The organism is Bacteroides mediterraneensis (assembly GCF_900128455.1).
In the GTDB taxonomy this organism is placed as follows: Bacteria; Bacteroidota; Bacteroidia; order Bacteroidales; family Bacteroidaceae; genus Phocaeicola; species Phocaeicola mediterraneensis.
The window spans coordinates 2480107-2503171 of sequence record NZ_LT635783.1 but is presented as its reverse complement, the minus strand read 5'-3'; the positions used below and the strand labels follow the sequence as shown (position 1 = coordinate 2503171).

At 44.1% G+C, this 23065-nt stretch carries 34 protein-coding genes and 2 tRNA genes; 10 read left to right on the top strand and 26 right to left on the bottom strand.

Annotated elements, in window-relative coordinates; genetic code table 11:
- Position 1: 1 nt before the first annotated feature.
- The 23 genes from BQ7480_RS10630 to BQ7480_RS10525 form a co-directional block, all read right to left on the bottom strand.
- Positions 2-235, bottom strand: a complete 234-nt coding sequence (locus BQ7480_RS10630; RefSeq protein WP_072542826.1) for a hypothetical protein — start codon at positions 233-235, stop codon at positions 2-4.
- Complete coding sequence (locus tag BQ7480_RS10625) at positions 232-678, bottom strand: hypothetical protein (protein ID WP_072542825.1); 447 nt, start codon at positions 676-678, stop codon at positions 232-234. The genes BQ7480_RS10630 and BQ7480_RS10625 overlap by 4 nt, the downstream gene beginning before the upstream one ends.
- Positions 675-860 (bottom strand): hypothetical protein, encoded by a 186-nt coding sequence (locus tag BQ7480_RS10620; RefSeq protein WP_072542824.1) that lies wholly within the window; start codon positions 858-860, stop codon positions 675-677. The genes BQ7480_RS10625 and BQ7480_RS10620 overlap by 4 nt, the downstream gene beginning before the upstream one ends.
- Positions 857-1441, bottom strand: coding sequence for an nSTAND3 domain-containing NTPase (locus BQ7480_RS10615; RefSeq protein WP_072543997.1), 585 nt, complete (start codon positions 1439-1441; stop codon positions 857-859). The genes BQ7480_RS10620 and BQ7480_RS10615 overlap by 4 nt, the downstream gene beginning before the upstream one ends.
- A gap of 2 nt (positions 1442-1443) precedes the next feature.
- Entirely contained in the window at positions 1444-1992 is a 549-nt protein-coding gene (locus tag BQ7480_RS10610; RefSeq protein ID WP_235816672.1) for a hypothetical protein, read from the bottom strand.
- A 295-nt stretch (positions 1993-2287) separates the two neighbouring features.
- Positions 2288-3460 (bottom strand): DEAD/DEAH box helicase, encoded by a 1173-nt coding sequence (locus BQ7480_RS10605; protein ID WP_072542822.1) that lies wholly within the window; start codon positions 3458-3460, stop codon positions 2288-2290.
- A gap of 84 nt (positions 3461-3544) precedes the next feature.
- Positions 3545-4120 carry an NUMOD4 domain-containing protein gene (locus BQ7480_RS10600; RefSeq protein ID WP_072542821.1) on the bottom strand — a complete coding sequence of 192 codons (576 nt, stop codon included), beginning with the start codon at positions 4118-4120 and terminating at the stop codon, positions 3545-3547.
- 45 nt (positions 4121-4165) lie between these two features.
- On the bottom strand, positions 4166-4459 hold the full coding sequence (locus BQ7480_RS10595) for a hypothetical protein (protein ID WP_072542820.1): 294 nt from the start codon (positions 4457-4459) through the stop codon (positions 4166-4168).
- Positions 4460-4694: 235 nt separating this feature from the next.
- Positions 4695-5174 (bottom strand): recombination protein NinG, encoded by a 480-nt coding sequence (locus BQ7480_RS10590; protein ID WP_072542819.1) that lies wholly within the window; start codon positions 5172-5174, stop codon positions 4695-4697.
- Positions 5159-5578 carry a zinc-finger-containing protein gene (locus BQ7480_RS10585; RefSeq protein WP_072542818.1) on the bottom strand — a complete coding sequence of 140 codons (420 nt, stop codon included), beginning with the start codon at positions 5576-5578 and terminating at the stop codon, positions 5159-5161. The genes BQ7480_RS10590 and BQ7480_RS10585 overlap by 16 nt, the downstream gene beginning before the upstream one ends.
- A 340-nt stretch (positions 5579-5918) precedes the next feature.
- Entirely contained in the window at positions 5919-6656 is a 738-nt protein-coding gene (locus tag BQ7480_RS10580; RefSeq protein WP_072542817.1) for a hypothetical protein, read from the bottom strand.
- 2 nt (positions 6657-6658) lie between these two features.
- A complete protein-coding gene (locus BQ7480_RS10575) occupies positions 6659-7090 on the bottom strand; it encodes a hypothetical protein (RefSeq protein ID WP_072542816.1) in 432 nt (143 codons plus the stop codon).
- A gap of 2 nt (positions 7091-7092) precedes the next feature.
- Positions 7093-7533 carry a hypothetical protein gene (locus BQ7480_RS10570; RefSeq protein WP_072542815.1) on the bottom strand — a complete coding sequence of 147 codons (441 nt, stop codon included), beginning with the start codon at positions 7531-7533 and terminating at the stop codon, positions 7093-7095.
- A gap of 3 nt (positions 7534-7536) precedes the next feature.
- Positions 7537-7974, bottom strand: coding sequence for a DUF3127 domain-containing protein (locus BQ7480_RS10565; protein WP_072542814.1), 438 nt, complete (start codon positions 7972-7974; stop codon positions 7537-7539).
- Positions 7967-8737, bottom strand: a complete 771-nt coding sequence (locus tag BQ7480_RS10560) for an HNH endonuclease (RefSeq protein WP_072542813.1) — start codon at positions 8735-8737, stop codon at positions 7967-7969. The genes BQ7480_RS10565 and BQ7480_RS10560 overlap by 8 nt, the downstream gene beginning before the upstream one ends.
- Positions 8718-9653, bottom strand: coding sequence for an ATP-binding protein (locus BQ7480_RS10555; RefSeq protein WP_072542812.1), 936 nt, complete (start codon positions 9651-9653; stop codon positions 8718-8720). Before BQ7480_RS10555 ends, BQ7480_RS10560 begins: the two co-directional genes overlap by 20 nt.
- Before the next feature lie 26 nt (positions 9654-9679).
- Complete coding sequence (locus BQ7480_RS10550) at positions 9680-9886, bottom strand: hypothetical protein (protein ID WP_072543996.1); 207 nt, start codon at positions 9884-9886, stop codon at positions 9680-9682.
- A 7-nt stretch (positions 9887-9893) separates the two neighbouring features.
- Entirely contained in the window at positions 9894-10136 is a 243-nt protein-coding gene (locus tag BQ7480_RS10545; RefSeq protein WP_072542811.1) for a hypothetical protein, read from the bottom strand.
- A 21-nt stretch (positions 10137-10157) separates the two neighbouring features.
- Positions 10158-10232 (bottom strand) — tRNA-OTHER (locus BQ7480_RS10540).
- A 49-nt stretch (positions 10233-10281) separates the two neighbouring features.
- Entirely contained in the window at positions 10282-10470 is a 189-nt protein-coding gene (locus BQ7480_RS10535; protein WP_072542810.1) for a hypothetical protein, read from the bottom strand.
- On the bottom strand, positions 10457-10621 hold the full coding sequence (locus BQ7480_RS17895) for a hypothetical protein (RefSeq protein WP_154670765.1): 165 nt from the start codon (positions 10619-10621) through the stop codon (positions 10457-10459). Before BQ7480_RS17895 ends, BQ7480_RS10535 begins: the two co-directional genes overlap by 14 nt.
- Before the next feature lie 513 nt (positions 10622-11134).
- Positions 11135-11386 carry a hypothetical protein gene (locus BQ7480_RS10530; protein ID WP_235816671.1) on the bottom strand — a complete coding sequence of 84 codons (252 nt, stop codon included), beginning with the start codon at positions 11384-11386 and terminating at the stop codon, positions 11135-11137.
- A gap of 2 nt (positions 11387-11388) precedes the next feature.
- Positions 11389-11718 carry an SH3 beta-barrel fold-containing protein gene (locus tag BQ7480_RS10525; protein WP_072542809.1) on the bottom strand — a complete coding sequence of 110 codons (330 nt, stop codon included), beginning with the start codon at positions 11716-11718 and terminating at the stop codon, positions 11389-11391.
- Between the two features lie 145 nt (positions 11719-11863).
- Here BQ7480_RS10525 and BQ7480_RS10520 point away from each other — a divergent pair, with 145 nt between their 5' ends.
- Positions 11864-12184: a hypothetical protein gene (locus BQ7480_RS10520; protein WP_072542808.1), complete on the top strand. Its 321-nt coding sequence runs from the start codon at positions 11864-11866 to the stop codon at positions 12182-12184.
- Positions 12181-12492, top strand: a complete 312-nt coding sequence (locus BQ7480_RS10515) for a hypothetical protein (RefSeq protein ID WP_072542807.1) — start codon at positions 12181-12183, stop codon at positions 12490-12492. The genes BQ7480_RS10520 and BQ7480_RS10515 overlap by 4 nt, the downstream gene beginning before the upstream one ends.
- Positions 12493-12621: 129 nt before the next feature.
- Here the strand turns inward: BQ7480_RS10515 and BQ7480_RS10510 are convergent, their stop codons facing one another.
- A complete protein-coding gene (locus BQ7480_RS10510) occupies positions 12622-13170 on the bottom strand; it encodes an NUMOD4 domain-containing protein (protein WP_072542806.1) in 549 nt (182 codons plus the stop codon).
- Between the two features lie 203 nt (positions 13171-13373).
- Between BQ7480_RS10510 and BQ7480_RS10505 the strand changes: the two genes are divergently transcribed.
- The 7 genes from BQ7480_RS10505 (at position 13374) to BQ7480_RS10480 (ending at position 19492) form a co-directional block, all read left to right on the top strand.
- Positions 13374-14030: a LexA family transcriptional regulator gene (locus BQ7480_RS10505; protein WP_072542805.1), complete on the top strand. Its 657-nt coding sequence runs from the start codon at positions 13374-13376 to the stop codon at positions 14028-14030.
- 3 nt (positions 14031-14033) lie between these two features.
- Positions 14034-15503 carry a type I restriction endonuclease subunit R gene (locus BQ7480_RS10500; protein WP_072542804.1) on the top strand — a complete coding sequence of 490 codons (1470 nt, stop codon included), beginning with the start codon at positions 14034-14036 and terminating at the stop codon, positions 15501-15503.
- 4 nt (positions 15504-15507) lie between these two features.
- Positions 15508-15921, top strand: a complete 414-nt coding sequence (locus BQ7480_RS10495) for a hypothetical protein (RefSeq protein WP_072542803.1) — start codon at positions 15508-15510, stop codon at positions 15919-15921.
- A 2-nt stretch (positions 15922-15923) separates the two neighbouring features.
- Positions 15924-16059: transfer RNA gene (locus BQ7480_RS17890), tRNA-Ser, on the top strand.
- A 182-nt stretch (positions 16060-16241) separates the two neighbouring features.
- Positions 16242-17237, top strand: coding sequence for a quinone-dependent dihydroorotate dehydrogenase (locus BQ7480_RS10490; RefSeq protein WP_072542802.1), 996 nt, complete (start codon positions 16242-16244; stop codon positions 17235-17237).
- A 29-nt stretch (positions 17238-17266) separates the two neighbouring features.
- Entirely contained in the window at positions 17267-17779 is a 513-nt protein-coding gene (locus tag BQ7480_RS10485; RefSeq protein ID WP_072543994.1) for an HD domain-containing protein, read from the top strand.
- 174 nt (positions 17780-17953) lie between these two features.
- Positions 17954-19492 (top strand): glycoside hydrolase family 28 protein, encoded by a 1539-nt coding sequence (locus BQ7480_RS10480; protein ID WP_072542801.1) that lies wholly within the window; start codon positions 17954-17956, stop codon positions 19490-19492.
- A gap of 110 nt (positions 19493-19602) precedes the next feature.
- On the opposite strand, the gene BQ7480_RS10475 is transcribed toward BQ7480_RS10480, so the two are convergent.
- Positions 19603-20868: a CobW family GTP-binding protein gene (locus tag BQ7480_RS10475; protein WP_072542800.1), complete on the bottom strand. Its 1266-nt coding sequence runs from the start codon at positions 20866-20868 to the stop codon at positions 19603-19605.
- A 192-nt stretch (positions 20869-21060) separates the two neighbouring features.
- Between BQ7480_RS10475 and ric the strand changes: the two genes are divergently transcribed.
- The gene (gene ric, locus BQ7480_RS10470; RefSeq protein ID WP_072543993.1) at positions 21061-21789 is read left to right on the top strand and encodes an iron-sulfur cluster repair di-iron protein; all 729 of its coding nucleotides are present in this window, start codon (positions 21061-21063) and stop codon (positions 21787-21789) included.
- Positions 21790-21868: 79 nt separating this feature from the next.
- On the opposite strand, the gene hydF is transcribed toward ric, so the two are convergent.
- Positions 21869-23053 carry a [FeFe] hydrogenase H-cluster maturation GTPase HydF gene (gene hydF / locus BQ7480_RS10465; RefSeq protein ID WP_072542799.1) on the bottom strand — a complete coding sequence of 395 codons (1185 nt, stop codon included), beginning with the start codon at positions 23051-23053 and terminating at the stop codon, positions 21869-21871.
- Positions 23054-23065: the final 12 nt, after the last annotated feature.

Sequence of the window (23065 nt, the reverse complement as noted above, 5' to 3'; positions counted from 1 at the left end):
ATCAGTTCCATCTTTGAGGTCGGTTGTTGATTCTCTCCAAGTACGCAGCTATCTTCTTTTCCACGTTCTCACCGTTGCGGACGAAGATTCGTGTCCTAGTCTTGTCACCGGGGACAGCCACATACTTTCCATGTTTCTCCATCTCCCGCTGCCGGGCGATTTTCAATTCGGTTCCAGAAGGGTTCTTCTCCAAATCCACCTTGCGTGGAATCATCGGGTCATTTTCTGTTATCATTTTGCAAGATATTTGTTGATTATGTTACTTACTACCAGTCCGGCTTCATCACACATACCGGCAAAGTTGTCAGACAAAGAGGTATTATTCTCTTCATCAGGTATTCGTACTATACTTCTCAGCTCTTTCAATACGCGCTTTACCTGAAAAACCACTTGGGCATCTATTCCGTTTGATTCAAGTTCAGACTGGAACTCCAGTGCAGCCCCTTCAAGCAAATCGGAGTAGATGAACAGCTTGTGCATCTTGCGAAGCATTTCTACCTTGAACTCTGGGGTATAGTCCTGAAGAAGCTCTCCCAAGGAATGTGGCTCCAGTTCTCTTTCAAGGGATTCAATTTTGTTCTTGATTTTCTGTGCTTTGGCAAAGTTCATGGATGAAATCAAGGAAATGTACTTCTGTCTCAGCTCATTGAGCTTTCTTTCTGATTCTTGTCTTGTCATTTCTCTACTTTTCTGATGATTAAATACTTCGGCTCACCCTTACGGAGATTGTCAAGGGTCTCTTCGTCTACTTCCGCTTCGGTAAGCCTGTTTACGTTCATGTATTGCGGTAGACGGTATTTCTCGCGCAGCCTCCTGATTAGGTTCCAGTCGCGCGTTACCCAGCAGATTGTGATTTTCATTTTCTCAGGCTTTTACCGCTGAACAGTACGGTTTTCGTTATAGCCCTCAGCCGGTCGATGGTTCTTTCCCCATATTTCTCTCTAAGCTCGTCTATCGTGAGGTTGGTAGTAAGAATGAGAAGTTTTCCCTTCTTCTCTGCCTCGTCCGCCAGCTCAGCGAAAGCAAGCCTTTTTTCTCCGTATTTCACGCTTAAATTCTCTGTCCCTATATCGTCCACGTAGATGATGTGTTTTTGCTTCACAGCGTCCAAATCAGCGTTCATCTGCTGTGCATCGTAGCAGCTTACCACCTTTCCGCAGTAATGGTTCAGGAGTAGGGGAAGAATCTTTCCGCAGATAAGGGTCTTTCCGCGTCCGCAGTTTCCAAAACACAGAAGGCCGCGGCCTTCATTGCCGGCCAACCAGCCTGCCACCTCTTCGTACTCCGGCAACCATTGGGCATTATTTCCGGTGAAATACCTGATGCCGGCCCAGAGAACTTTTTTGGCATCCGGAACTGATACCTGTACGACATTCGGGATAGGGGAGAAGCCCGTATCTTTGAGCCGTGCGATTGTCTGTTGAAAATTTATCTGTTCCATGTTTACCATCCTTTCTTGTATTTTTCGGGTGAATTGTCTTTCAGGACTACGCCCAAATCGGTTTTTGAAGGAATTTTCTCACGGCTGGCCCAGGTTGCCAGTCTTCTGGGAAGTTCCCATGTCTTTTCCAGTTCATATCGCATACGGGTGCCGGATTTGTTAAGCTCACTCCAGTAATCGAAGAAAGCACGAATCATTTCCTTCGGGTACTGGCCGACATAAGGAACCAATAACTGGTAGAAAGAATCTTTTCGTGAGAGAGTAGCGGCTTTAGCCGCGTCTTTCTTTGCTACTACGTTAGTAGTAGTTTCTTTATTATTCTTCTCCTTTATTTGCTTTGTGTCACCCGTGTGTCGCTTTTCGGCCTCCTTTGGGGGCTGTGTCACTTGCTGTGTCGATACTTGTGTCATTAGCAGTGTCACTTGCGAACGTAAATCATTGATTTCCTGAATGATATCTGTGTCACTCATTGTGTCATTGCTTGTGTCACTTGCTGTGTCAGTAGGATTTCCGTTGTAGTCATTGTATTTTACCAAGGTTATGATATTCATTCCTTGTTCTTTGGAAAGAGTTATCATGTTCTCTCTTTTCAGAAAGGCAAGAAAAGTCCGTACCCGTCTTTCAGTCCAGTGCCAACGCTTTGATAAAAATCTTATGGATGCAGGATATTGTCCTCTTGTATAAGAGACTTCTCGACCTCCGATACTCTCCATACGGGGCGTTGCCTCAAATCGTGCTGACTGAATCAGGTCAAGCCACGCTTCGCAACTGCTAAAAGTCCGGGCCTCATTCCACATATCATTCGAGAAGAACTTGCGGCTTAGTTTTATATATCCTTCCATAATCTTAGAATCTTACGTTAGTCAACTGCCTGTTGTTGGAGTACACAGCCCACTTGCCGTTTCCACCATCCACCAAGCGTAAATCCTTGACTTCGCCAAATCGCTTTTTGTTCCCACAAAGGTCAACAATCCATCCGGCTTCCTTGCTCGGATGCGGACGGATGGCGCGGCCAACTATCTGGTACCATAGGGCCAGTGACATAGTAGGACGTGCAATAACAACCGTGTCTAATTCGGGATAATCGAAACCACAAACAAGTACGCCGACATTGGCCACCACCGGAATTTCTCCGGCCTTGAACGCTTCAAGAATACGCTCACGCTCTTTCTTCGGCGTCTCACCCGAAACGATGGCCGTTCCGGGAATGGACCAGGTAAGGCGTTCAGCTTCTTTCAGAAACCTTGTGAATACCAATATACCTTTACGCTTTACCCCGCTTTTCGGATTCATAAGCCTTTGCACAATGCTGACCAGAAACCCGTAGAAGTCGATACGCTCATACTCCTTTACGACAGACTTGTCGGTATAGTCTGCACCGGTCGTGTTCACCTTCAGGTTAAGTTCGTTCCATCCTAAAGGGTTCATTTCATAATAGTTCAGCTTTGACAGATAACCCATATCCAATAGAGTAGAGATTTGAACCTGATAAATCACCTCAGAGAACACACATGGGCGTGTGCGTGTGATGAACTTCAACATGCTGCCGAAATCCCTGCTTGATGAAAGACGGTAAGGTGTGGCCGTCAATCCAAGGACTTTACATTTCAGCATCGAAAGAAATCTCTTATACATTCCGTCTTTCGGGTTGACCAGATGGCACTCGTCAATTATTATGTTCTTGAAGTGCTGGAAGAGTTCCGGATGGTTGACTACGCTGCCGATGGTAGCGAATGTTATTCTTGAAATCTCTTTCCGCCCGAATGATGCAGAATAAATGGAACAGTCCAGAATCCCATACGAACAGAGCTTCAGATAGTTCTGTTCCAATATTTCCTTACTTGGCTGGAATACCAGCGTGTGCCCTTCGAGGCGGCTGGCGATGTCGGCTATTACCAGACTCTTTCCGGCACCGGTGGGCAGCACCATGATGGCATTGTTCTTCTTTGCTTTGTTGTCAAAGAAACTGACAGCCGCGTCACTGGCCTTCTGTTGATAATCTCGTAATATGTAACTCATAAGCCTTTCTCCTTACTTAACTTATCTCCCAAAGCTTTGTAATACTTTGTAAGAGTGCGATATTTCACGCACTCTTTGAGAGAATTATTTATAATAATCTTTTGCATATTTCCATTTGTAACCGTAGGCTTGCGCCCTTTTTCCTTTTAATACCTTGCATATCTGCGAGGAATTATAACCTAAAATTCTTTCTACATCTCTTATTGAATCAAATTTTCTCACAAATGAATCATCTGCATTGAGTTGGATTATTGAAAGGGAAAATGGATGATTCTTTCCTGTACCACATCCAGGTATATTCCCCAAAGTTTTAATCGAATGATGAATGTTTTGCTTTTGAGTGCACCATTCAAGGTTACTATATATATTGTTTCTCCGATTCCCATCTTTATGGTTCACGACAGCACCTTTAGTATATCCATCGCAAAAACAAATAGCTACAAGTCTATGCACTTTCAAACATTTCACTTTCCCGTATTTGGATAGATAAACGAGAAAATAACCTCCTCTCAAATCGGGGTTTTGCTTTAAAATCCTTCCGTTTGTTATTCTTGTATAATTGCCACATTTTGTAATGTGCGACAAAGAACGAATTCTGCCCATATTAGAAACTTGATATAACCCCTCGAATTGCGGTATATCTTTCCAAACTTCTTCCATAAGGATATATGATTTAAGGCGGCCACAAAAGTAACCGCCAAAAGTTTATAAAGAATGAAGAATATTAATCTCAGTTGTTTCGGCAAGGAGGGTTTTCAATGCCTCTTGCATATTCACATAAGAATCGTAGAACTTATCACAAATGGAATCATAATCTGCATCTTTGTTATCAGATTCAAGCTGTTTGTACTCTTTGTAAAAAGATTGCTCGATTGACCTTAAAGAAATAAGCAAGTTTAGCACATTGCCGTTGATGACAGAATAAGCCGTTTCGTGGCTAGACGTAGATAAGATGTTACTATGCTTCGCATCTACTCTAATCTCGTTGGTTCTTGGCATTGAACGAAATTTGAGTTATTAGAAATAAGAAAGGCTATCGCCTCCCGTTCCGCCAAGAACCGACACCGTTAGTGATAACGAGCATCCAATGGGATTTGATAGCCTTATATCTTTGCAGATTGTACGCTTACAAATGAACATAAAAAATATGCTCATTAATCACTTTATTATGTCGTTGTTCTTGGCGTGAACATTGCAAAGATAGCTCAAATTTCTGAAATACCAAGTAATTTCCTTATTTTTCTGTTCTCATTTTTTTGTTCAATGCTTGGTAGTATTTTATCAGTTCTTTAAGTTCAAAGTCATTCCATTTCTTTGTTTGGTTATGTTTCCATTCAAGAATTTGGAATTTCTTCTCACCAATCCGATGTATCAACGCTTCACGTAACTTATGCAAGTGTTCCGCATTGAAACGGTTGTCGTAACGGCATTCTGCCATACAATTATCTTCATCAAACCGTGTGGAGTTGCTTCTTCTGCTGAAATAATGGGAGCAATCGGCTTGTTCAAACGGAAGAATCCTGCCGCAAGTCGGACACTTGAAATATTTGTAGCCAAATGGTTTGCTATCTCTTAATCGTATGTATAAGCTGAAAACTTTATCGAGCTTGGCCACTAAATCCGGCTTCTTCTTTACTTTGATACCTGCCTTGTCAAATAACGGCAAAGGCTTTTCTTTCTTCTTTTTAGGTTTTCGTTTTATGTAGTATGGCATTGTACTAATGGTTTACATAGTTCAACAACTCTTCTGCAATCCTTCACATCGAACATACCTATGTGACAGATGTCATGTGGTATCCCAAGTTGGATGGATAACCACAAATAAGCCTTATTCCTATTCGATGTATTTGGGATATGCTTCTTCCAAATTTTGTTTATAAAATTGGTCTTGGAGATTTGGTCAAAATAAAAATGTGCTTCTTTCTTGGCCTTTCGTAGTTCTGCATTTGCCAAACGTCCTAATGCTTGGTCTGTACCTTTATGTACGCCGACATAAGCCCTACAATCACGACAGAGATAAATCATACCGTATGAACGTCCATAGATTACAGAACTATCTACATATTCGGTAGGTTTACCACAATAGGGGCAAATCTTACCAGTAAATATTTCATCCATAGTTTGAAATTTAAAAGCCCCGAAGCGTATCCTCCGGGGCACATCACACATTCCAATCCTTTCCGATTTCGCGTTACCTTTCAGATAGAGTCAACGGCTAACCGATGCCGCGCGGATAAAACCTGCGCTATCTTCGCCCTACTTTCGGATTTAAAGCGGATTTCTCTTAAAAAAGGGTTGTGGACGCAACGGGAATCGAACCCGCCCAACCATCACGGTTTTACTTGCCTCATATATTAGCTAATTCAATGAAACAAGTGTATGGAGATATTGCGCAATTACTCCATACTAAAGCACGTCCTGTGCTTGCGCCCGTAAGCCCGTCTTTCCGGGCTGTCAGTTATACTTCGATGATTACGATGTCAGGTGCAACACTTTTAATTGCTTCAATCTGTTCGTCAATCACCTTGTTCTTGTATTCTTCAATGGCCTCATTTGCACCAGCAGAAACCAAAGAAAGAGAAACTTCCCGTCCATCCACATCGGCATAAATCTCAACTTCGATTTCCTCACACTGAAAACCTTTGAAAAGAGGGATGTTCAGTTTGAATGATTTGGGCAGGTTGGAATCAACTACCTGCGAATAGTTGTCCGTCTTGTTTCCGTTTTCTTCCTTGCTGCGTTCGATGTCCTGATTCACCTTGGCCTTGAAATTCTTCAAAGTAGAAACCAGCATCATGTTCTGTGACTTGTCCTTGAAGAAAGCACGGTGCATCTTGAAGAACTGGGATAGCTTAATGGGTTCCCACTTCCTTTCCGCATTGATACCGAACTCCTGCATTTCCTTTGAAGCCTGTAAAACTCCACTAATTACTGTCTGGTAATAATTGGTTTCATCAATAGTCAAAGCCAGACACATCTTATCACGGTTCACAATGATATTGGCCGATTTCTGATTAATCAGTTCGACACGCTTCTCCAGCCATTTGAAAGGTGCATCTATCGTTCCATTGATAACTACTCTCTCCGGTTCTTTCGGGTCAAGAGCTACGGATGCTTTGCCTTCTCTCAATACTACTTCGATTGGGGTACCATTGTACTCTTTCGGCACTACCAAATTGATTTTGTTTTCACTCATAATTAATTGTTTGTTCCAGTTTTACGGTTAATACTAAATACTGTTTTCTGCATTTCTTGCGGCATGATTGGGCGGCTGTAAACCAGTTCACCTAACTTGTTGTAGAATCCGGCCATCTTTTCTTCGTGGTAGATGATTTTGGCACATTCTTCATTTTCCACGAACTCCGAACCTCTTTTGATGTGGTCCAAAAGTTCCTGCTTTTCTTCGTTCAAAGGCTTCAGGCGTTCTTTGAAACTCTCCATAGCCTCTTTCTTTTCCATCTCGACATCGTTGATGGTGATTGACACCTCAGCCAAGGTCTCTTTCTTCTGAGCCAATTCTTCGGGGGTAAATCGGTGTGTATAGCCGATTTTCTCTACTGCATCAGCATTGTCCTGAAGGAACTTCCATCGTTCCTGTTCGGGAATGTCTTGTCCTAAAAATTTGTCCATAATCAAATAAACTCTTTATTACGTTCGATTTCTTGTTGTGCGTAAATAAGCATCTGTTGTTCGTTGGCTGCCGGCAGATATACTCCAGCCACGGATGCGCTCCAGTTACGGAAACGGTCAATGCTCAAAGTCATTTCACCTGTTGTAAGTTCTGCTGAACTTCTCAGGTAGGTAACTTCCTTTCCTTTCTTGTTGACCGTCTTTCTCTCAAACAAATCACGGTTGCATGTCCTTTTATAGAAGTCAATCTTTGCTTCTTCAAGGCTGCAACCGTACTCACTTCCGAAATACCTTAAGAGCAGATGCAAATAGCTGTTCTGGGCCAGCGTGCGGTTAGGAAGTTTCTTTCTTACTTCCACAACCGCGCGCTCTTGGAACAGTTTGTTTACATAAGCCTTGAACTTGGGTATATCATACTCATTTTTCAGATTGAATATGCTCATAGGCTAGAACGGTAAGTCATCTTTGGGATTTCCATTTGCATCCACTTCCGGCGGAAACTGCTGCGGCATCGGTCCCGGCTGGGTAGGTGGTTGCTGTGCTGGTGCAGGTTGGTGTACTGGCCGACGGGCTTCCAGTTTATAGCAGCGGATGGATACCATCCGTTTCACCTGTCCGTCCTGATTTGTCCACTCTCTGCCCTGCAGGGCAAAGGAAACTGTTATCACATCGCCGTATCTGAACTGGTCAAGTTCTGAACATTTATCACCACTTACTTCAAGCGGCAGGATATTCTCGTACTGACTTCGTTCACCTGTATAGGGGTCGTGTGTCGTGGCATCAAGCAAAAATTCACGTTTCACAAACGGGTTTCCACCGTTTTTGGATGGGATTTCTTGGGGCGGGCCAATATAAACCAGCCGTCCGGTTACTTGGTTACTCATCTTCTGCAAAAATTTTCTTGTCGGTTATCAAATCTCTGTTGTCATTCAAGAACCGTATAAAGTCCTCACAATGATTTATAAGGATAGGTATATCCCGTGCCGGCACGAAAGTGTAGCTTTCTGTATAGGTTGCCCTAAAATCCGTAATATTATACTCAAACAACCTCACATCACTACCGTTCTGCATCAGACAATACGGATAAACCATGTGCTGCCAGTGGTCTTTGAATTTACCTACATAGTAACTTCCGGTAGTCTTTATATCGTGAACAGACAACGGCATCAGTTCATCTATATATCCATATAGAAGAACATTTCCGAAGCATGTAGGCAAAGTTGCTTCAACACGTTGCTGGGTCAAGGCCCCTTTGTAATAGTTTGCAAACTCGCGGCAAAGTGAAAGGGGAAAGTCAAACTGTCGGTTGTTGTAAGTGGCTCGCAGTCCTACTATTGACTGTCTGCCATCAACCATATCAGACAGCAGTCTTTCCACATGTACCTTGTCTGACTTCCGGTCCTCAATCATACAGTCTATCACCTCATTGAAAGCCGTTCCCTTGTCGGCTGCTTCACTGTCGAAAGGGACACGGTTAATCGTGTCAATCAGGCTTTGGAACTGCTTTTGCCTGAACTCTTCAGGGGTATGTGGGGGATTCTCGCTGAATCCCCAATACCTTTCCCAAATGGCATCGCTTTTCAGATAGCTTGTGAAGGCATCGAGAAGCGTTGCATAAAACTTGAATTTAGGCTGCTTTGTCTGCATAGGTCTTGGTCTCTTTGTTGAATACCAGCCCAAGGGCTTTTACCTTGGCAGCAAACAGGTTTCTGGCCATACTCAAAGAACTGCCCACATGCTCGAACTCGTTAATACGGGAAGCGAACTCATTGGCTGACTGGGCGTCGGTGATGAATTCGATATTCTCTTTGATTTCGGCTATCACATGGTCGTACTTAGCAGCTTCTTCTTTCTTCACCTGAAGCATGTTCAGGTAAGGACGGATGACTTGGGTAGTGATGAAGTCGTTCTTGGCTGTCGGGTTGCCGTTCTTGTCGAGTATGTTAGGTACAAACATGATACCCGGCAGGTTACAGGTATTCTTTCCGTCGTTTCTTGATGTGGGGTCGAATGTGATTGTACGCTTCTGCACTCCATTCTCGTTTCGCATTTCAAGGTAGCCGAGCAAGTCAAGTTCTGTTACGATGGAATTATAGGATTTCTCTCGCAAAGCAGGGATGAATACCGTATCGTCACCTTCTTTCCGGGTATCACGGTGGGCCACAAACACCACGTTCTTATTCAATGATGAAAGCGTTCGTGTCATCCATGAAAACTCTGCATTGATACCGCCCCAATCTTTGATTTGTGGCTGGCGAGTTCCGCATTTATAGGAAATAATGAAGTCCATCATCTTGCCGATGGTATCCACTACGATTGTTTGGTAGGCCGAGAGGTCTTCTTGCAATACCTGTTGAACATCCTGCCATGAACTTACCTGTACGATGTCGATACTGTCCAAGTGGGCCATATTCACACGCTTTACACCATTATCAAAGTCGAGCAACAAAGGTTTCGGTGCGCTCAAGGCTACTGTTGTCTTACCCATACCTGCCTGACCGTAAATCATCATCTTAACGGTGGAAGGAATTACTAACTCATTGGATTTTTTAATCAAACTCATATCGTAATAATTTAAATGTTAATATATTAGTACATCAATTTCGCATGTTTTATCACATCCCAGGCATTACAAGCCCATCGGCTGTGTGGCACCCCTTCTTTGGTCTTGTACCTTATCCTTCCGGATTCACACAATTCTTTCAGCCTTTTCAGACCTCCTACTATTGACGCAGCTTCGTACTTTCCGAAAGACTTGTTGTTCAAGACGATTTTCAATACATCCTCGTTTATCATAAGCATTTTATTTTAAGCAGATAATTGCCGAGAAACCCGGATACTCTGTGGCCGATACCCGGTATTTCACGTCCATTTTGTTTTTAAGTGTCCCGATCAAGCGGAGGTCACGGTTACGGCGTGAGGCTTCCAGCTTGATTCCGTTATGCCGTTTCTTGTCATAGGGAACCTTGTAGATGTCCCCTTTCTTCATTGCGTCAAACAGACGCACAGTCTGATAGTTTTCGTCTACTGTAATTTCTCTTACCATAGTTTAAAAAATTTGATGTTGCTGGCAGAACGGGACTCGAACCCGTGACCTTTCCGCTAACCCTACGAAATGTTCTACTATCTGAACTACCTGCCAATAAAAATGCCGAACTTCACAGCCCGGCATCCACTTTTTATAACCAACACTAATCAACTAAAATGACCAACGATTTGACCATGTTCTTGAAGTTCTCGAACTTCTTCTCTATTTTGTCTTTCTCTTCACAATAAAAAGAGACTGAATTTCTTGATGATTTCAAGTCTACTTGTAACTCTTCTGCGTATGCCACAAGTTCATCCTGCGTCATAGCCTTCAATTCTTCATTTGTTTTCATGTATATTCCGTTTTAAATTATTGATTTTCGTTTCTATCTCCTTGTCGAACTGCTCCCGTCTGTCCAGTTCCCGTGAGCGTGCGGCCAGAATGGCACTGATGTCTGCAAAATCATCGCAGATGCTCTTTATTATTTCTCTTAACTCTTCCATCTTTGTCCATTTTATAAGCGGCCCAAAAGCCAGTTATCACAAACCCTGAAAGCCCAATCCAATAGACCGGGTTCAAATCCTGATTGAAGTGCATCACTAGTACGGACAATGCACATAAAGCAAGTAGCATTTTCATAACCGTGTGTTTTAAAATTCGTTCCCGTGGGCGTTCCGGTGGTTGCCTTACTACTTATCCAAGGTTGGGTAAGCCACGGGTATATATAGTTCTTGCTGGTGTCTAATCAGTGAAGATTGTCTTTGTAGCCGGCCTACGGCCACCTGCAATCGTATAAGTCGTTTTTGTTGTCGCGGTGATTAATGCGCTGCGTTTGCTTATTGTCAGTCCCTTACTCGCACCCTTTTCACCGTGCCGCTATCGCTACTCAGTCGTCCGTTTCACGTCAGGCGTAGCGGTACGCCTAAAATTTCCATCATGTCAAAGAACCAATCAAGTAGAACCCTGCCCGATTCTCGCTATCGGTTGCCGTTCAGTCCGTCAGCAGGGTAGGTGAGTTACAAGCGTATCACAGGCAAGCCTTGTGATAGCTGAAGGTTGATGTAGTCCATGCCGTCATCTTCTGGCAGGTTGTATTCTTCAAGCAGGGCTTCGTATTTGTCCACCTCTTCAGTAAGTGTTTTGATGTATTCTTGCTTGCTGTCAGCGTTGAAAGTCCTGCATACAGTCTCTTCATCTGCGTTATAGGCGAAATTCAGGTCTTTGTACAGCCCGTCAAGTTCTTCTTCGATTTCGTGGCGTGTCATCATAGTCATGCGATATTTAAAAGGTTAGCTTTCTTGAAGCATCTGTATTCTTGTCTCTCTGTGTCGAAGTACACCTGAACGGTGTCATTCTTCTTTCTGTTGTCACCTGATGTAGCAGGTATCAGGTTTTCTTTCAGCGTGCCGTATGCTTCGCGAACAGAACCATCTACCTTTTTGAAGTAGAACTTTACGATTCTTTGCTTCATTGCAGCTTTCAGCTTTATGTTTGCCCAAGCGCATTTCAACGCTTCACTCATAGAGAAACCGTTTCTCTTTACCAAAGTCCACGCCGTCAGCATGACTTCTTTTAATTGGTTTTTGATTTTTGTACTCATAATCGTGTGGGGTTAGTTGGTTTTACTATTTTTATTTCGTATATTTGTTTCGTATCTTAGTTTCGATATGCAAATGTAGTACTAATTAGTATAGAAACAAAACTAATCAGTATAAAATGTTTTACCTTTTAGTATTATTAACATTATGACTATTAACGAAAGATTTGCTGAAATACTTAAATCAAAGAATATCAGCGTAAAAGATGCAGCTTCATTAATAGGTAAATCAGATGTCTATGTAAGAAAGCTGATGAGAGCAGGTGAAAGTTTTGGGATAGAGCCAGTTCTTTTAATACTAAATAGTATTGAAGATGTAAATGCTGACTGGCTGCTTCGCGGTAAGGGTGATATGTTCAAATCATCAACTGTTACTGAAGTTTCAAGCACAACCGAGAATATCTCAGATCGCTTACTATCTATCATTGAAAGCCAGCAACGCACCATTGAAAACCTTTCCAAGAAATGAAAAAGTACACCCCACAAGAAAAGGATGAAGTCTTAAGCAGATTCTATAATGACAACGTTGGCAATTATACACCTATAATTGAAATCATAGAAATACTCGTATCTGATGGATATATAAAGCTTCATACATCTGTAAATGGCAGTGCATATCATATCACAGATAAAGGAAAAGGCTTCTTCTTGCAAGGTGGATATGTAAAAGAGCGGAACACACGAAGAAAACAAACCGTCACATTCTATTTCAACATGTTGATTTCCGCTCTCGTCAGTGCAATCGTTTCCTACATCGTCAGTTCGATGAACAAATGAAAGCCACAATTGCAGATACTACAGCACTTACAATGGCACTACAAATGGCGTTAAACGCCGCTTCTTTCCAATCTTCTTTTTCCATATACTCTGCATCAAAATTTCAAAGAACTAATTAGTAATTTATTGCTATTTATATCGCCATTTATAACCACAGCATTTCTTCGTCCGTCCTCTCAAACACATAGAAATAGCTTGTTTGCTTACCCCTATGGCTTTTGCGGCTTCTGTTATGCTTTTATATTCTTCTGTAAAACCATTACCGATACACAATATTACTTTCTGATTATAATATGGTTTATCGTGTCGAATTGTATGGTGGGCGTGATAAAGGTTTTCCGCATTTGTACACCATTCTAAATTGTCAGCTCTATTGTCGTCTTTGATTCCGTTCTTATGATTGATGAATGTTTTACCGTCAATCTTTGGAATAAAGGTTTCTGCAACCAACCTGTGCACCTTAAACCTTTTTTGCTCTTTACCATTACCCAAATACACTGTAAGATAGCCATCCTTATCCTTGCTGCCTTTTAGAATTTTAGGAGATGTTTTTGTTTCAACAATGGCTTTATTAAACACTTTAGTCTTATGTGTTTTAGACAATGATAACACATGCCCCATATTGGATATTTGGTATCTACCTTCGTATCCTCTTATGTCTTTCCAAACTTCTTTCATAATGTTTTTGAGTTAATAATACGATGCCATGCAAGGCTCATAATCTCGTGCAATACATTTTTCTTCATAATCGTGTGAGGGTTAGTTGTTTTTACTATATTTGTTTCGTATCAAAGTTTCGATATGCAAATATAACCATAATGATTATATTGTCAATATGATTATACGATAATTTATCTCTTTCTAAAGTTAAATAGTGTTATATGATTGATATTAAGAAATTTAGAACTGACAATAATATCTCTCAATTAGAGATTTGTACAGTATTGGGTATAAAACAACCTTATTTATCTGCTATAGAAAATGGTAAAAGACCTTTAAATGATGAGAAATTCACTTTGCTATATAAGCAATATGGCGATAAGATAATGAAATATAAAACGACAGAACGCCCAATTCTTCTTATTGATGAAGCAGAAACTAGTTTGCATCCTAATATTCAAAAATATTTATGTGATAAATTAAAGCAAATAGAAACAAGGCCTCGTATTCCTTATGATGCAGCGGCAGGAACACTTACAGAGGCAGTAGAGGGCATTACAGAATATCAATGTGAGCAGCTTCCTGTTATAAGTGCTTTCCCAAAATATGATTTTACAATTAGAATTACTGGCAAAAGTATGGAACCTGAGTATTTTGCCGGAGATGAGGTTGCCTGCCTTAGAGTGAATGAGAAACAATTTTTACAATGGGGAAGAGTTCATGTACTTGACACAACACAAGGGATAGTTATTAAACGTATTTATGATGCTGGAGAATCTATTCTATGTCGTTCATACAATTCCGAATTTCCTGATTTCTCAATACCTAAAGAGAATATTCGTTCATATAATTTAGTTGTTGGAAGTTTAAGGCTTTAGATCATGAAATTCAACCAATACCTTTGGAACCTGTACAAGAACTCACCTGACGGTAAGTCTGCCATATCCGCCTTTTCAGACAGAAAAGAGTGGATGGAAGAGGAGTGCCTGTTCGAGAAGTACAATCCTAAAATCAGGGATTCCTTCAATTCAGAAATGATTTGTGGAATACTCGAAGACTTCTGGTGCTACAAGGTATCTGAACATGAAGGAACAGAATTGCAGTCCTTGGATGAAGCCGGTAAGCTATATGAAGAAATTATATCCACCGGACTGATAATAGAATCAGAGGAAGTCTTAAAGATAGGGGACTTTGACCGGATGCTTGAACTTATTCCATTCCTGTCAATGGAGTTGAATTATTTGTTTGAAGAATATTTCTTCCCATATATCTACATTGACGAGTTCTATCAGCTTACAAATCTTGCGGACTACTTTGAAATAGAACTTCCTACAATTCCAAAGAAACCTGATTATAAAGCCAGATGTATGTATTACTGGGAATTATGTAAGGTGTTCTACAAATTCAGGACGGAGAACGGATTGTCACCTGACGAATTTAGTGCTTTCATGTATGATTATGCTCCAAATGTTCTTGGTACAGAAGAAAAGGGCAAAATGCCCCAACCATCGGCTGCATGGTTCATTGGTGGATTGATTGAAGGATATGGTACTCATTGGACTACCGGATTCTGGCAGACAAACATAGACACTAAGAGGGGAGACATTCTTATTCATTATGAAACTTCTCCTGTGAGTGCCATTACTTGCCTGTGGATTGCGCAGACCGATGGAGTAGTAGACCCATTCTTTCACTATTATAGCAATACATATATCGGAGACAGGATAGCTATACCTAAGATTTCATTGAAAGACCTGAAAGCTGATGGATACTTTTCCAACCATCCGCTCGTAAGGAAAAATTTCCAAGGAGTTAACGGGTGGCCGGTTAGTGGAAAGGATTATTCTGAACTTCTTCGTATGCTTGCGGCCAAAGGGTTTGATACGTCCGCACTTCCACAAATCTACACACCTTCATTGCCGGAAGGAATCACAGTTGAGAATGAAAGAGATGTTGAAGTGAATCTATTGGAACCACTGCTGAATAGTATGGGATGGTATGAGCACAAGGACTACGTACGCCAGCTACCAATCCATGCAGGAAGAGGACACCGGATTTTTCCGGACTATGCGCTTCACTATGATAACAAGCCGGAAGAAGAAAAAGCAAAAGTGTTGATTGAGGCAAAATACCACATGAAGAATAATCAGGAAATAGAAGCGGCCTTCCTTCAGGCCTTTTCTTATGCCAAGCTGCTTCTGTCCTCGGTAATCATTTTGTGTGACAAGGAATGTATCATGGTTTATGATGACAAGAATGGTTTCAGTAGAAGCCGATACAGAAAATACTATTGGGAGGACATGAAGAATCCCGATTTGTATAATGAATTGAAGAACAAACTTAATACTTGATGTTATGAAGAATATATTGTTTTCTTTCTATGTGATACTTTCTTTTTTGCTTGTATCATGTTCGAATAATGACTCCCCAAAATGGACGGAAGAGACCTTAAGTTTGACTCAAGAAAATCTTGAAGATGGTGAAGGTACATATATTAAAAATTTCGATGGAGAAAATTATGTGTATCTGGTTTTCAAGAATGGCGAAATGAAGGTACTTCTTGTAAACGTATATCAACGCGAAAAGGGAACATATTTGTATCAGATAACAGGAAATACAATTTCTCTTACAAATGAGGAAACAGGAGAAGTTTATCAGATTGGAGCAAAGCTATTAAGACAAGGAGAATCTAAAATTGAAACATATCTTATTTTAGATGGTGATAATCTCCCTGAATACATTCAGCCGGAAACATATACCAAGTTGTGATTGCAGAAAAAATGTTCCAATGAGTATCCTTATTTAGCTCAAAATTAATTATAAATAACTGATAACCAGTGATTTCATTAATTCTTTAGATAATCATTCGTAATGAGTAAGTCGCGGGTTCGAGTCCCGCTTTCGGCTCCGAGTGAGATCCACTTAATATCAGCGTATTAAGTGGATTTTTTTATTTTCCAAAGAGGTCTTCGGGAATCAACGGCTCAACGTAAAAGCGCAGTTCCCGGTAATAGGGGATAACTTTTTTTTATGATGAAATTTCAGGGAGATGTCGTACTTTTGTGTCACGAAACTAAAAAATTACGATTATGTACCAATCTATTCTTCGTCCCTGGTTGTTCCGTATCGATGCGGAGAAGATTCACAACCAGATTATTTCTTTGCTCCATGTGTATCGTCATCTTCCGTTGGTAAAAGGAATGCTACGTGCTTATTATCGTCCAAAGGCGGCTCCGTTCCAATGGCGGAACCTGACCTTCTGCAACCGCGTGGGTTTGTCTGCCGGTTTTGACAAGGAAGCAAGTTGCTTCGACGAACTGAGTGATTTGGGCTTCGGATTTCTGGAAGTAGGAACGGTGACTCCGGAAAAGGTGTCAGGAAATCCTTCCCCGCGCATTTTCCGTTTGCCGGAAGACCATGCGTTGGTGTCGCGTACAGGTTTCAATAATCCTGGCAAAGAGGTCTTTTTGAGAAACCTGCAACGGAAACGGGAAGGAAAATACATTTTAGGAGTTAATATCAATACCAATACGCCAGCCGACGGGGAACGGGCCGCAGCGGATATTACAAGTTTGTATGAGGCGTTCAGTCGGTATGCAGATTACTATACGGTTAACTGGGGTAGCATGACACCTGAGATTCTGGCAGGGGTATTGACGGCCCTTGAATCCTATAAGCAGCGTTTGGAAAAACCGGTATTTCTGAAACTTCCGGCCGATGTGCCTTTGGATAAATTGGAGGGTATTATTACCTTTGCGAAGAAGCATCATCTGGATGGGTTTATTGCCACCGGACCGACTCAAGACCGTTCGCTGTTGATCCATTCCAGTCAGGCGGAAGTGACGGAGGTTGGAGCGGGAGGAATCAGCGGACTTCCGGTCATTCATAAGTCGGTGGAGGTAATGAAATATCTGTCGGCTCATGCTCCCAAAGAGATGCTGTTAATCGGTGCTGGAGGAGTGATGACACCGTTGGAGGCCGATGCCATGCGGAATGCAGGCGCTCATCTGGTGCAAATATATTCCGCATTCATTTATGAAGGTCCCGGCGTTGTCAAGCACATAGCCGAGGCATGCGATGAATAAAAGAGGATTTAGAGCTACAAAATATGGAAATGAACGAGAAAAAAGCAGCCGACTGGCAGTTGCATGAATTGTCAGACCGGATGGTGACTTACAATGCAGGTGACCCGAAACGGATACAGCACCTCATCAAGGTGCATTATTTTGCCCGGATGATTGGCTTGTCGGAAGGATTGGACGCGGCTACGCAGCTGATTCTGGAAGCGACCGCAATTGTACACGACATTGGCATCCGGATTTCCGAGAAGAAATATGGAGTGTGTGACGGGAAACATCAGGAACAGGAAGGTCCGGCGGAGGCTCGGAAACTGCTGACCGAGATGGGCACATTCTCTGAAGCGCAGATTGAACGGATATGCTGGCTGGTGGGACATCATCACACGTACGACTGTATAGAGGGAATGGATTATCAGATTCTGGTGGAAGCCGATTTTCTGGTCAATATTTATGAAGACAACCTGCCGGTAGAAGCTGTCCGGAAGGTACGCGAAAAAATCTTCAAGACAAAGACAGGCCTGTCATTGCTCGACAGAATGTATCTGTAAGCAAGACGGAAGCCGTTGGATGGCGTCTTTTTGAGGCGGTAAAGTGTCTCAAAAAGACGCTTTTTTTGTAGGGTCAGGTGAAAAATTCTGGCAGATACCGCCATTTTGTGGACGGATGATAGGGTGGTTGTCTGATGAAATGTGTATTTTTACCCGTGAATAGACAGATATACCATGAAAAAACAAACCTTATTTCTTTTTTTATGTGGCCTGTGTTTGTGGATGAATACGGCCACGGCGATTGAATATAATGTGCTTCGGCACGGAGTGGTGGGCGATGGAAAAACACTGAATACGGATAGCCTGCAAGCGGCTATCGATAATTTGCATGCATCGGGAGGCGGTCAGTTGTATTTTCCTGCCGGACGGTATCTCACCGGCAGTTTGCAGTTGAAATCGAATGTGGTGCTTTATTTGGAGAAGGAGGCGGTGCTGCTGGGAAGTACGAGCCCGTATGATTATCCGGGTTTCAGCACGGAGAAGGAACTGAAGGTGAACGATGACCATTTTGACCAGGCATTGATTTATGCCGAGGGGGCGGAACATATCGGTATCCGGGGTAACGGTTGTATTGACGGACAGGGTCGGGAACTGGCCTTGACGATTGACAGTCTGCATCATACGGGAGAGCTGGTGGATAAGCATTATAATACATACCGTAAGCGGCCGAATACGCGTCCGAAGCTCCTTTTCATCCGTGGGTGTCGCAATGTGGAGATTCGCAATGCCCGTTTCCGGAGCAGCGCCGCGTGGGGATTGTCGTTTTCATTGTGCTCCGACCTGACGTTGGACAGTCTGCATGTCGAAAACCGGGCTTACTGGAACAACGATGGGATTGATATCAGCGATTGTAAGAAGGTACGCATCTCGAACTGTTACATCAATTCAGCCGACGATGGCATTTGCCTGAAATCGCACAACCGGGGGGCCTGGAACGACGGGGCTTCTATTTCCAACTGTCACATCATCAGCAGTGCCAGTGCCATCAAGTTTGGGACGGAGTCACTTGGCGGATTCAAGCACGTGAAGATTGACAGTATCTGGGTGAAGGATACTTACCGTTCGGCTATTGCCATTGAGTCGGTCGATGGAGCGGAGATTGAGCATGTGCAGGTTTCCAATGTACATGCGGTGAACACGGGCAATGCGATTTTTATCCGTCTGGGGCATCGTTCGGGAGACCAGCCGGGTTACTTGCGTCATGTGTCCATCAAGAATGTGTATGTGGAAGTGCCTTTTGGCCGTCCGGACCTTAATTATGACTTGCGGGGACCTTCGGTGACGTTCTTCCATAACCCGTTCCCCAGTTCCATTTCAGGCATACCGGGGCATGACATTGAAGATGTGACCTTGGAGAACATCGAGATTGTGTATCCGGGTCGTGCTACGCGGGGGATGGCTTACATGTCGGTGAGCCGGTTGAAGGATGTGCCTGAAAATGAAAAGGGATATCCGGAGTTTACCATGTTTGAGGAACTTCCTTCGTGGGGATTTTATGTGCGTCATGTGAAAGGAATTCAGCTGCGTCACATCAAACTGCGTTTGCAGGAAGATGATTTCCGTCCGGCTTTTGTGTTCGACCGTGTAAGCGGTATTCGTCTGACAGGGATTGACCTGCCGGAGGACAAGCAGGCAGGACAGGTAGTCTTGCGGAAATGCACATTACAGGAAGTGGATGCCACCGCAAAGAACCAGTTGCAGGAGGTAGATTGAGTAGAGGCCGGAAAGGTCAATAATATATAAGGTGAAAAAACAAGTATGCCTTCCTGAAGCGCTTAACCGGCGGATTCAGGAAGGCATATTTTTATTCAGTTCGTTTCAAGTTATTCCAGACAAGCATCCAAGTCTTTAATCAGCTGTTCCTTGTCGAGGTGCAGGCCGATGAAGACAATCTTCTGCATGCGGTCACCGTAGCGTTCGTCCCAGTCTCTCACCAGTCCAGGTTCGCGTTTCATCATTTCAATAAGCTCGTCTTCGGGCATGGTGGCATACCAGAGTCCGGCTTCCGTAATCTGTTTCTGGCGTCCGGCCTGTTCGAAGAGGTACGACATGTCACGGTTGTGGGCAAAGTAGCATACCCCTTTGGCACGAATCACGTTGCGCGGCCATTTGGTTGCCAGGAAACGGTCGAACTTATGGATATCGAAGGCCGGACGGCGGTAGTACACGAAACTGCTGATACCGTATTCTTCCGTTTCGCCTTCGTCATGGTGGTGTTCGTGGTCGTGATGATGGTGTCCATGCTCGTGGTCATGTTCATGCGCTTCGTGCTCGTGGTCATGCCCGTGTTCTTCATGATCATGGTCATGGGGATGTCCTTCGTGCGCATGGGCTTCGGCCTCTTCTTCCTCGGTCACCGGACGTTCTATTTCGTGAATCCAGGCTGCAGAAGTCGCTACCTTTTCGTAGTCGAAACGGTGGGTACCGACAATCTTGTCCAAATCTACCTTTGCGTAATCACATTCGATGATTTCCGCACGGGGCTGGATGTTACGGATGATGCTTCGGATGCGGGCCAGTTCTTCCGGGCTGACTTCAGAAGCTTTGTTCAGCAGGATAGTAGAACAGAACTCTATCTGCTGAATCAGCAGGTTGGCAATGTCTTCTTCTTCCAAATCCTTGCGGGTCAGTTCCTTTCCACAGTCAAATTCGCTTTGCAGACGAAGGGCATCGACCACCGTCACGATGTTGTCGAGGCGGCAGGTTCCGTATTTGGTATAGGCTCCACCCAGTTGTGGAATGGAACAGATGGTACGGGCGATAGGTTCCGGTTCACATACCCCGCTGGCTTCGATGACGATGTAGTCGAAACGCTGCATTTTCATCAGTTCGAAAATCTGTTCGATGAGGTCGGTGCGGAGCGTACAGCAGATGCAACCGTTCTGCAGGGCCACGAGGCTGTCTTCCTTTTGGCCTACGATACCGCCTTTCTGAATCAGTTCCGCATCGATATTGACTTCACCGATGTCGTTCACGATGACGGCAAACTTGATTCCTTCACGGTTACTCAGCAAATAATTCAATAAAGTGGTTTTCCCGCTTCCCAGATAGCCGGTGAGCAGGAGTATAGGCATGTCTTTTGTTTTCATCTTATTGTTCTGTTTTTTTACGTGCCTGCAAAGTTAGTGTTTTTCTGCATACGGTGTCACTTCTTTTCGGCAGAACACGGGTTTAACTTTCGTTATAGGTCGGTGTCACATAGGTGACAAAGTTTCTGGAGGGGAGGCCTTATCTTTGCACTCGTAATCAATAAAATGGAAATCAATAAAAAAGAAAAGAATATGGAAACGAAAGACTGGAAATATACGAGTGTGGGACAAATTGTAGCCGATGACTTTGCAGCAGCGAAAGTGTTTAAGAAATATGGCATCGACTTCTGCTGTCATGGCGAGGTGACGTTGGAAAAGGCTTGTGCCGATTTGGGCTTGTCGGTGGAAGAAGTGGAGCAGACATTGGCGCGTCAGGAAGAGGCTGGGAACGGACGGATTCCGTTTGCTTCATGGCCGTTGGACTTGCTGATGGATTATATCCTGAAGATACACCACCGCGGTATCCGTGCCAATGGACCGGAGTTGTTGGCATTGCTTGAAAAGGTGGAGCGTGTGCATGGAGAGGCACATCCGGAGCTGCACGAACTGAAGGTGTTGGTGAGTGAGTCGCTGGAAGATTTGGAGATGCACTTGCAGAAAGAGGAGAATGTGTTGTTCCCGTATCTTTATGAGCTGTATGCGGCGAAGGAACAGGGGCAGCGTATGGCACCGATGCACTGTGGTACGATTTCCAATCCTATCCGGGTGATGAAGATGGAGCATGAAGGAGAGGGAAACCGCTACTTGCACATCATTCAGCTGACGAATCATTTCGCGGTGCCTCAGGATGGCTGTGGCAGCTACCGTTTGCTGATGCAGGAACTGGAGGCGTTTGTGGATGCCTTGTTCGAGCATATTCACCTGGAAAACAATCTGCTTTTCCCGCACTTTGAGGAAATAGAACGAGTAACGGTGTATTAATTTAGTAGTATGAATGAAAAGGAGTGCTGCCTACCTGGAGGTAAGTGGCACTCCTTTTTGTATAGAATAGAGGGGTGAATCAGTAATCTATCTTATCCAGAATCCCCGCCAGGTAGGCAATGGTCACTCCGTAGTTGGTCATGGGAACCTGCTGGGTGCGGGCCCGGTCGATGCGGTTCAGCACATACTTGCGGTTGAACATGCAGGCCCCGCAATGGATAATCAGGTCGTACGGGGTCAGGTCTTCCGGGAAGTCCGTGCCCGATACGATGTCGATTTGCAGGTTCTCGCCGATGCGCTTGCGGAGCATGTTCGGAATTTTCACCCGCCCGATGTCTTCTGCCAGCGGGGCATGCGTGCATGCTTCGGCAATCAGTACCCGTGATTCGGGAGTTAGCCGGGCGATGGCATTGGCTCCTTCCAAGTAGTAATCGATGTCGCCTTTGTATTGGGCAAAGAGGACGGAGAAGGAGGTGAGGCGGCTCTCGGCCGGTTTCTTGTCATACACCGTGCGGAACACCTGTGAGTCGGTAATAATCAGCTTCGGCGGACGGGCCAGGGCAGCCAGCATGGCATCAATCTTATCGGTGGTACAGCTCATCACCAGGCATTTGCGGTCCAGCAGTTCCCGGATGGTCTGTACCTGCGGCAGGATGAGGCGGCCTTTGGGGGCCTGGATGTCCTGCGGCATGACCAGCATGACGGTGTCGTTTTCTTCCACCAGCCGGCCTACGATGCCTTGTGCCATGGTTTCATCCGGCAACTTGTGCCGGAGGCTGCGTAGAATGTCGTCCAGCCCTTGTCCGGTGAGGGTGCTCACCAATAAGGGTACTTGTCCGCATTGTTTTTCAATGCGGCGCATGGTCTGTTCGGCATCAGGCAGTTGGTCACATTTGTTCAATATCCAGATGATGGGTACATTCTTTTCCTTCAGCAGGTGCTGCCAGTGCAGCTCTTCGTCCAAATGGTCGTCGGTGCAGACCATCAGGGCGATGTCTGTCTTTTCCAGCGCACGCTGTGTCTGGCGGATGCGAAGTTCGCCCAGTTCGCCTTCATCGTCGAATCCGGCCGTATCAATGAACACGCAGGGACCGAGGCCATGGATTTCCATGGCCTTGAAAACCGGGTCGGTGGTCGTGCCGGGGATTTCCGACACGAGGGCCGTGTCCTGGTGCGTCAGGGCATTGATCAGCGACGACTTTCCGGCGTTGCGTTTGCCAAACAGACCGATGTGCAGTCGGTTGGCACGGGGAGTATCGTTCATACGTCTAATCAG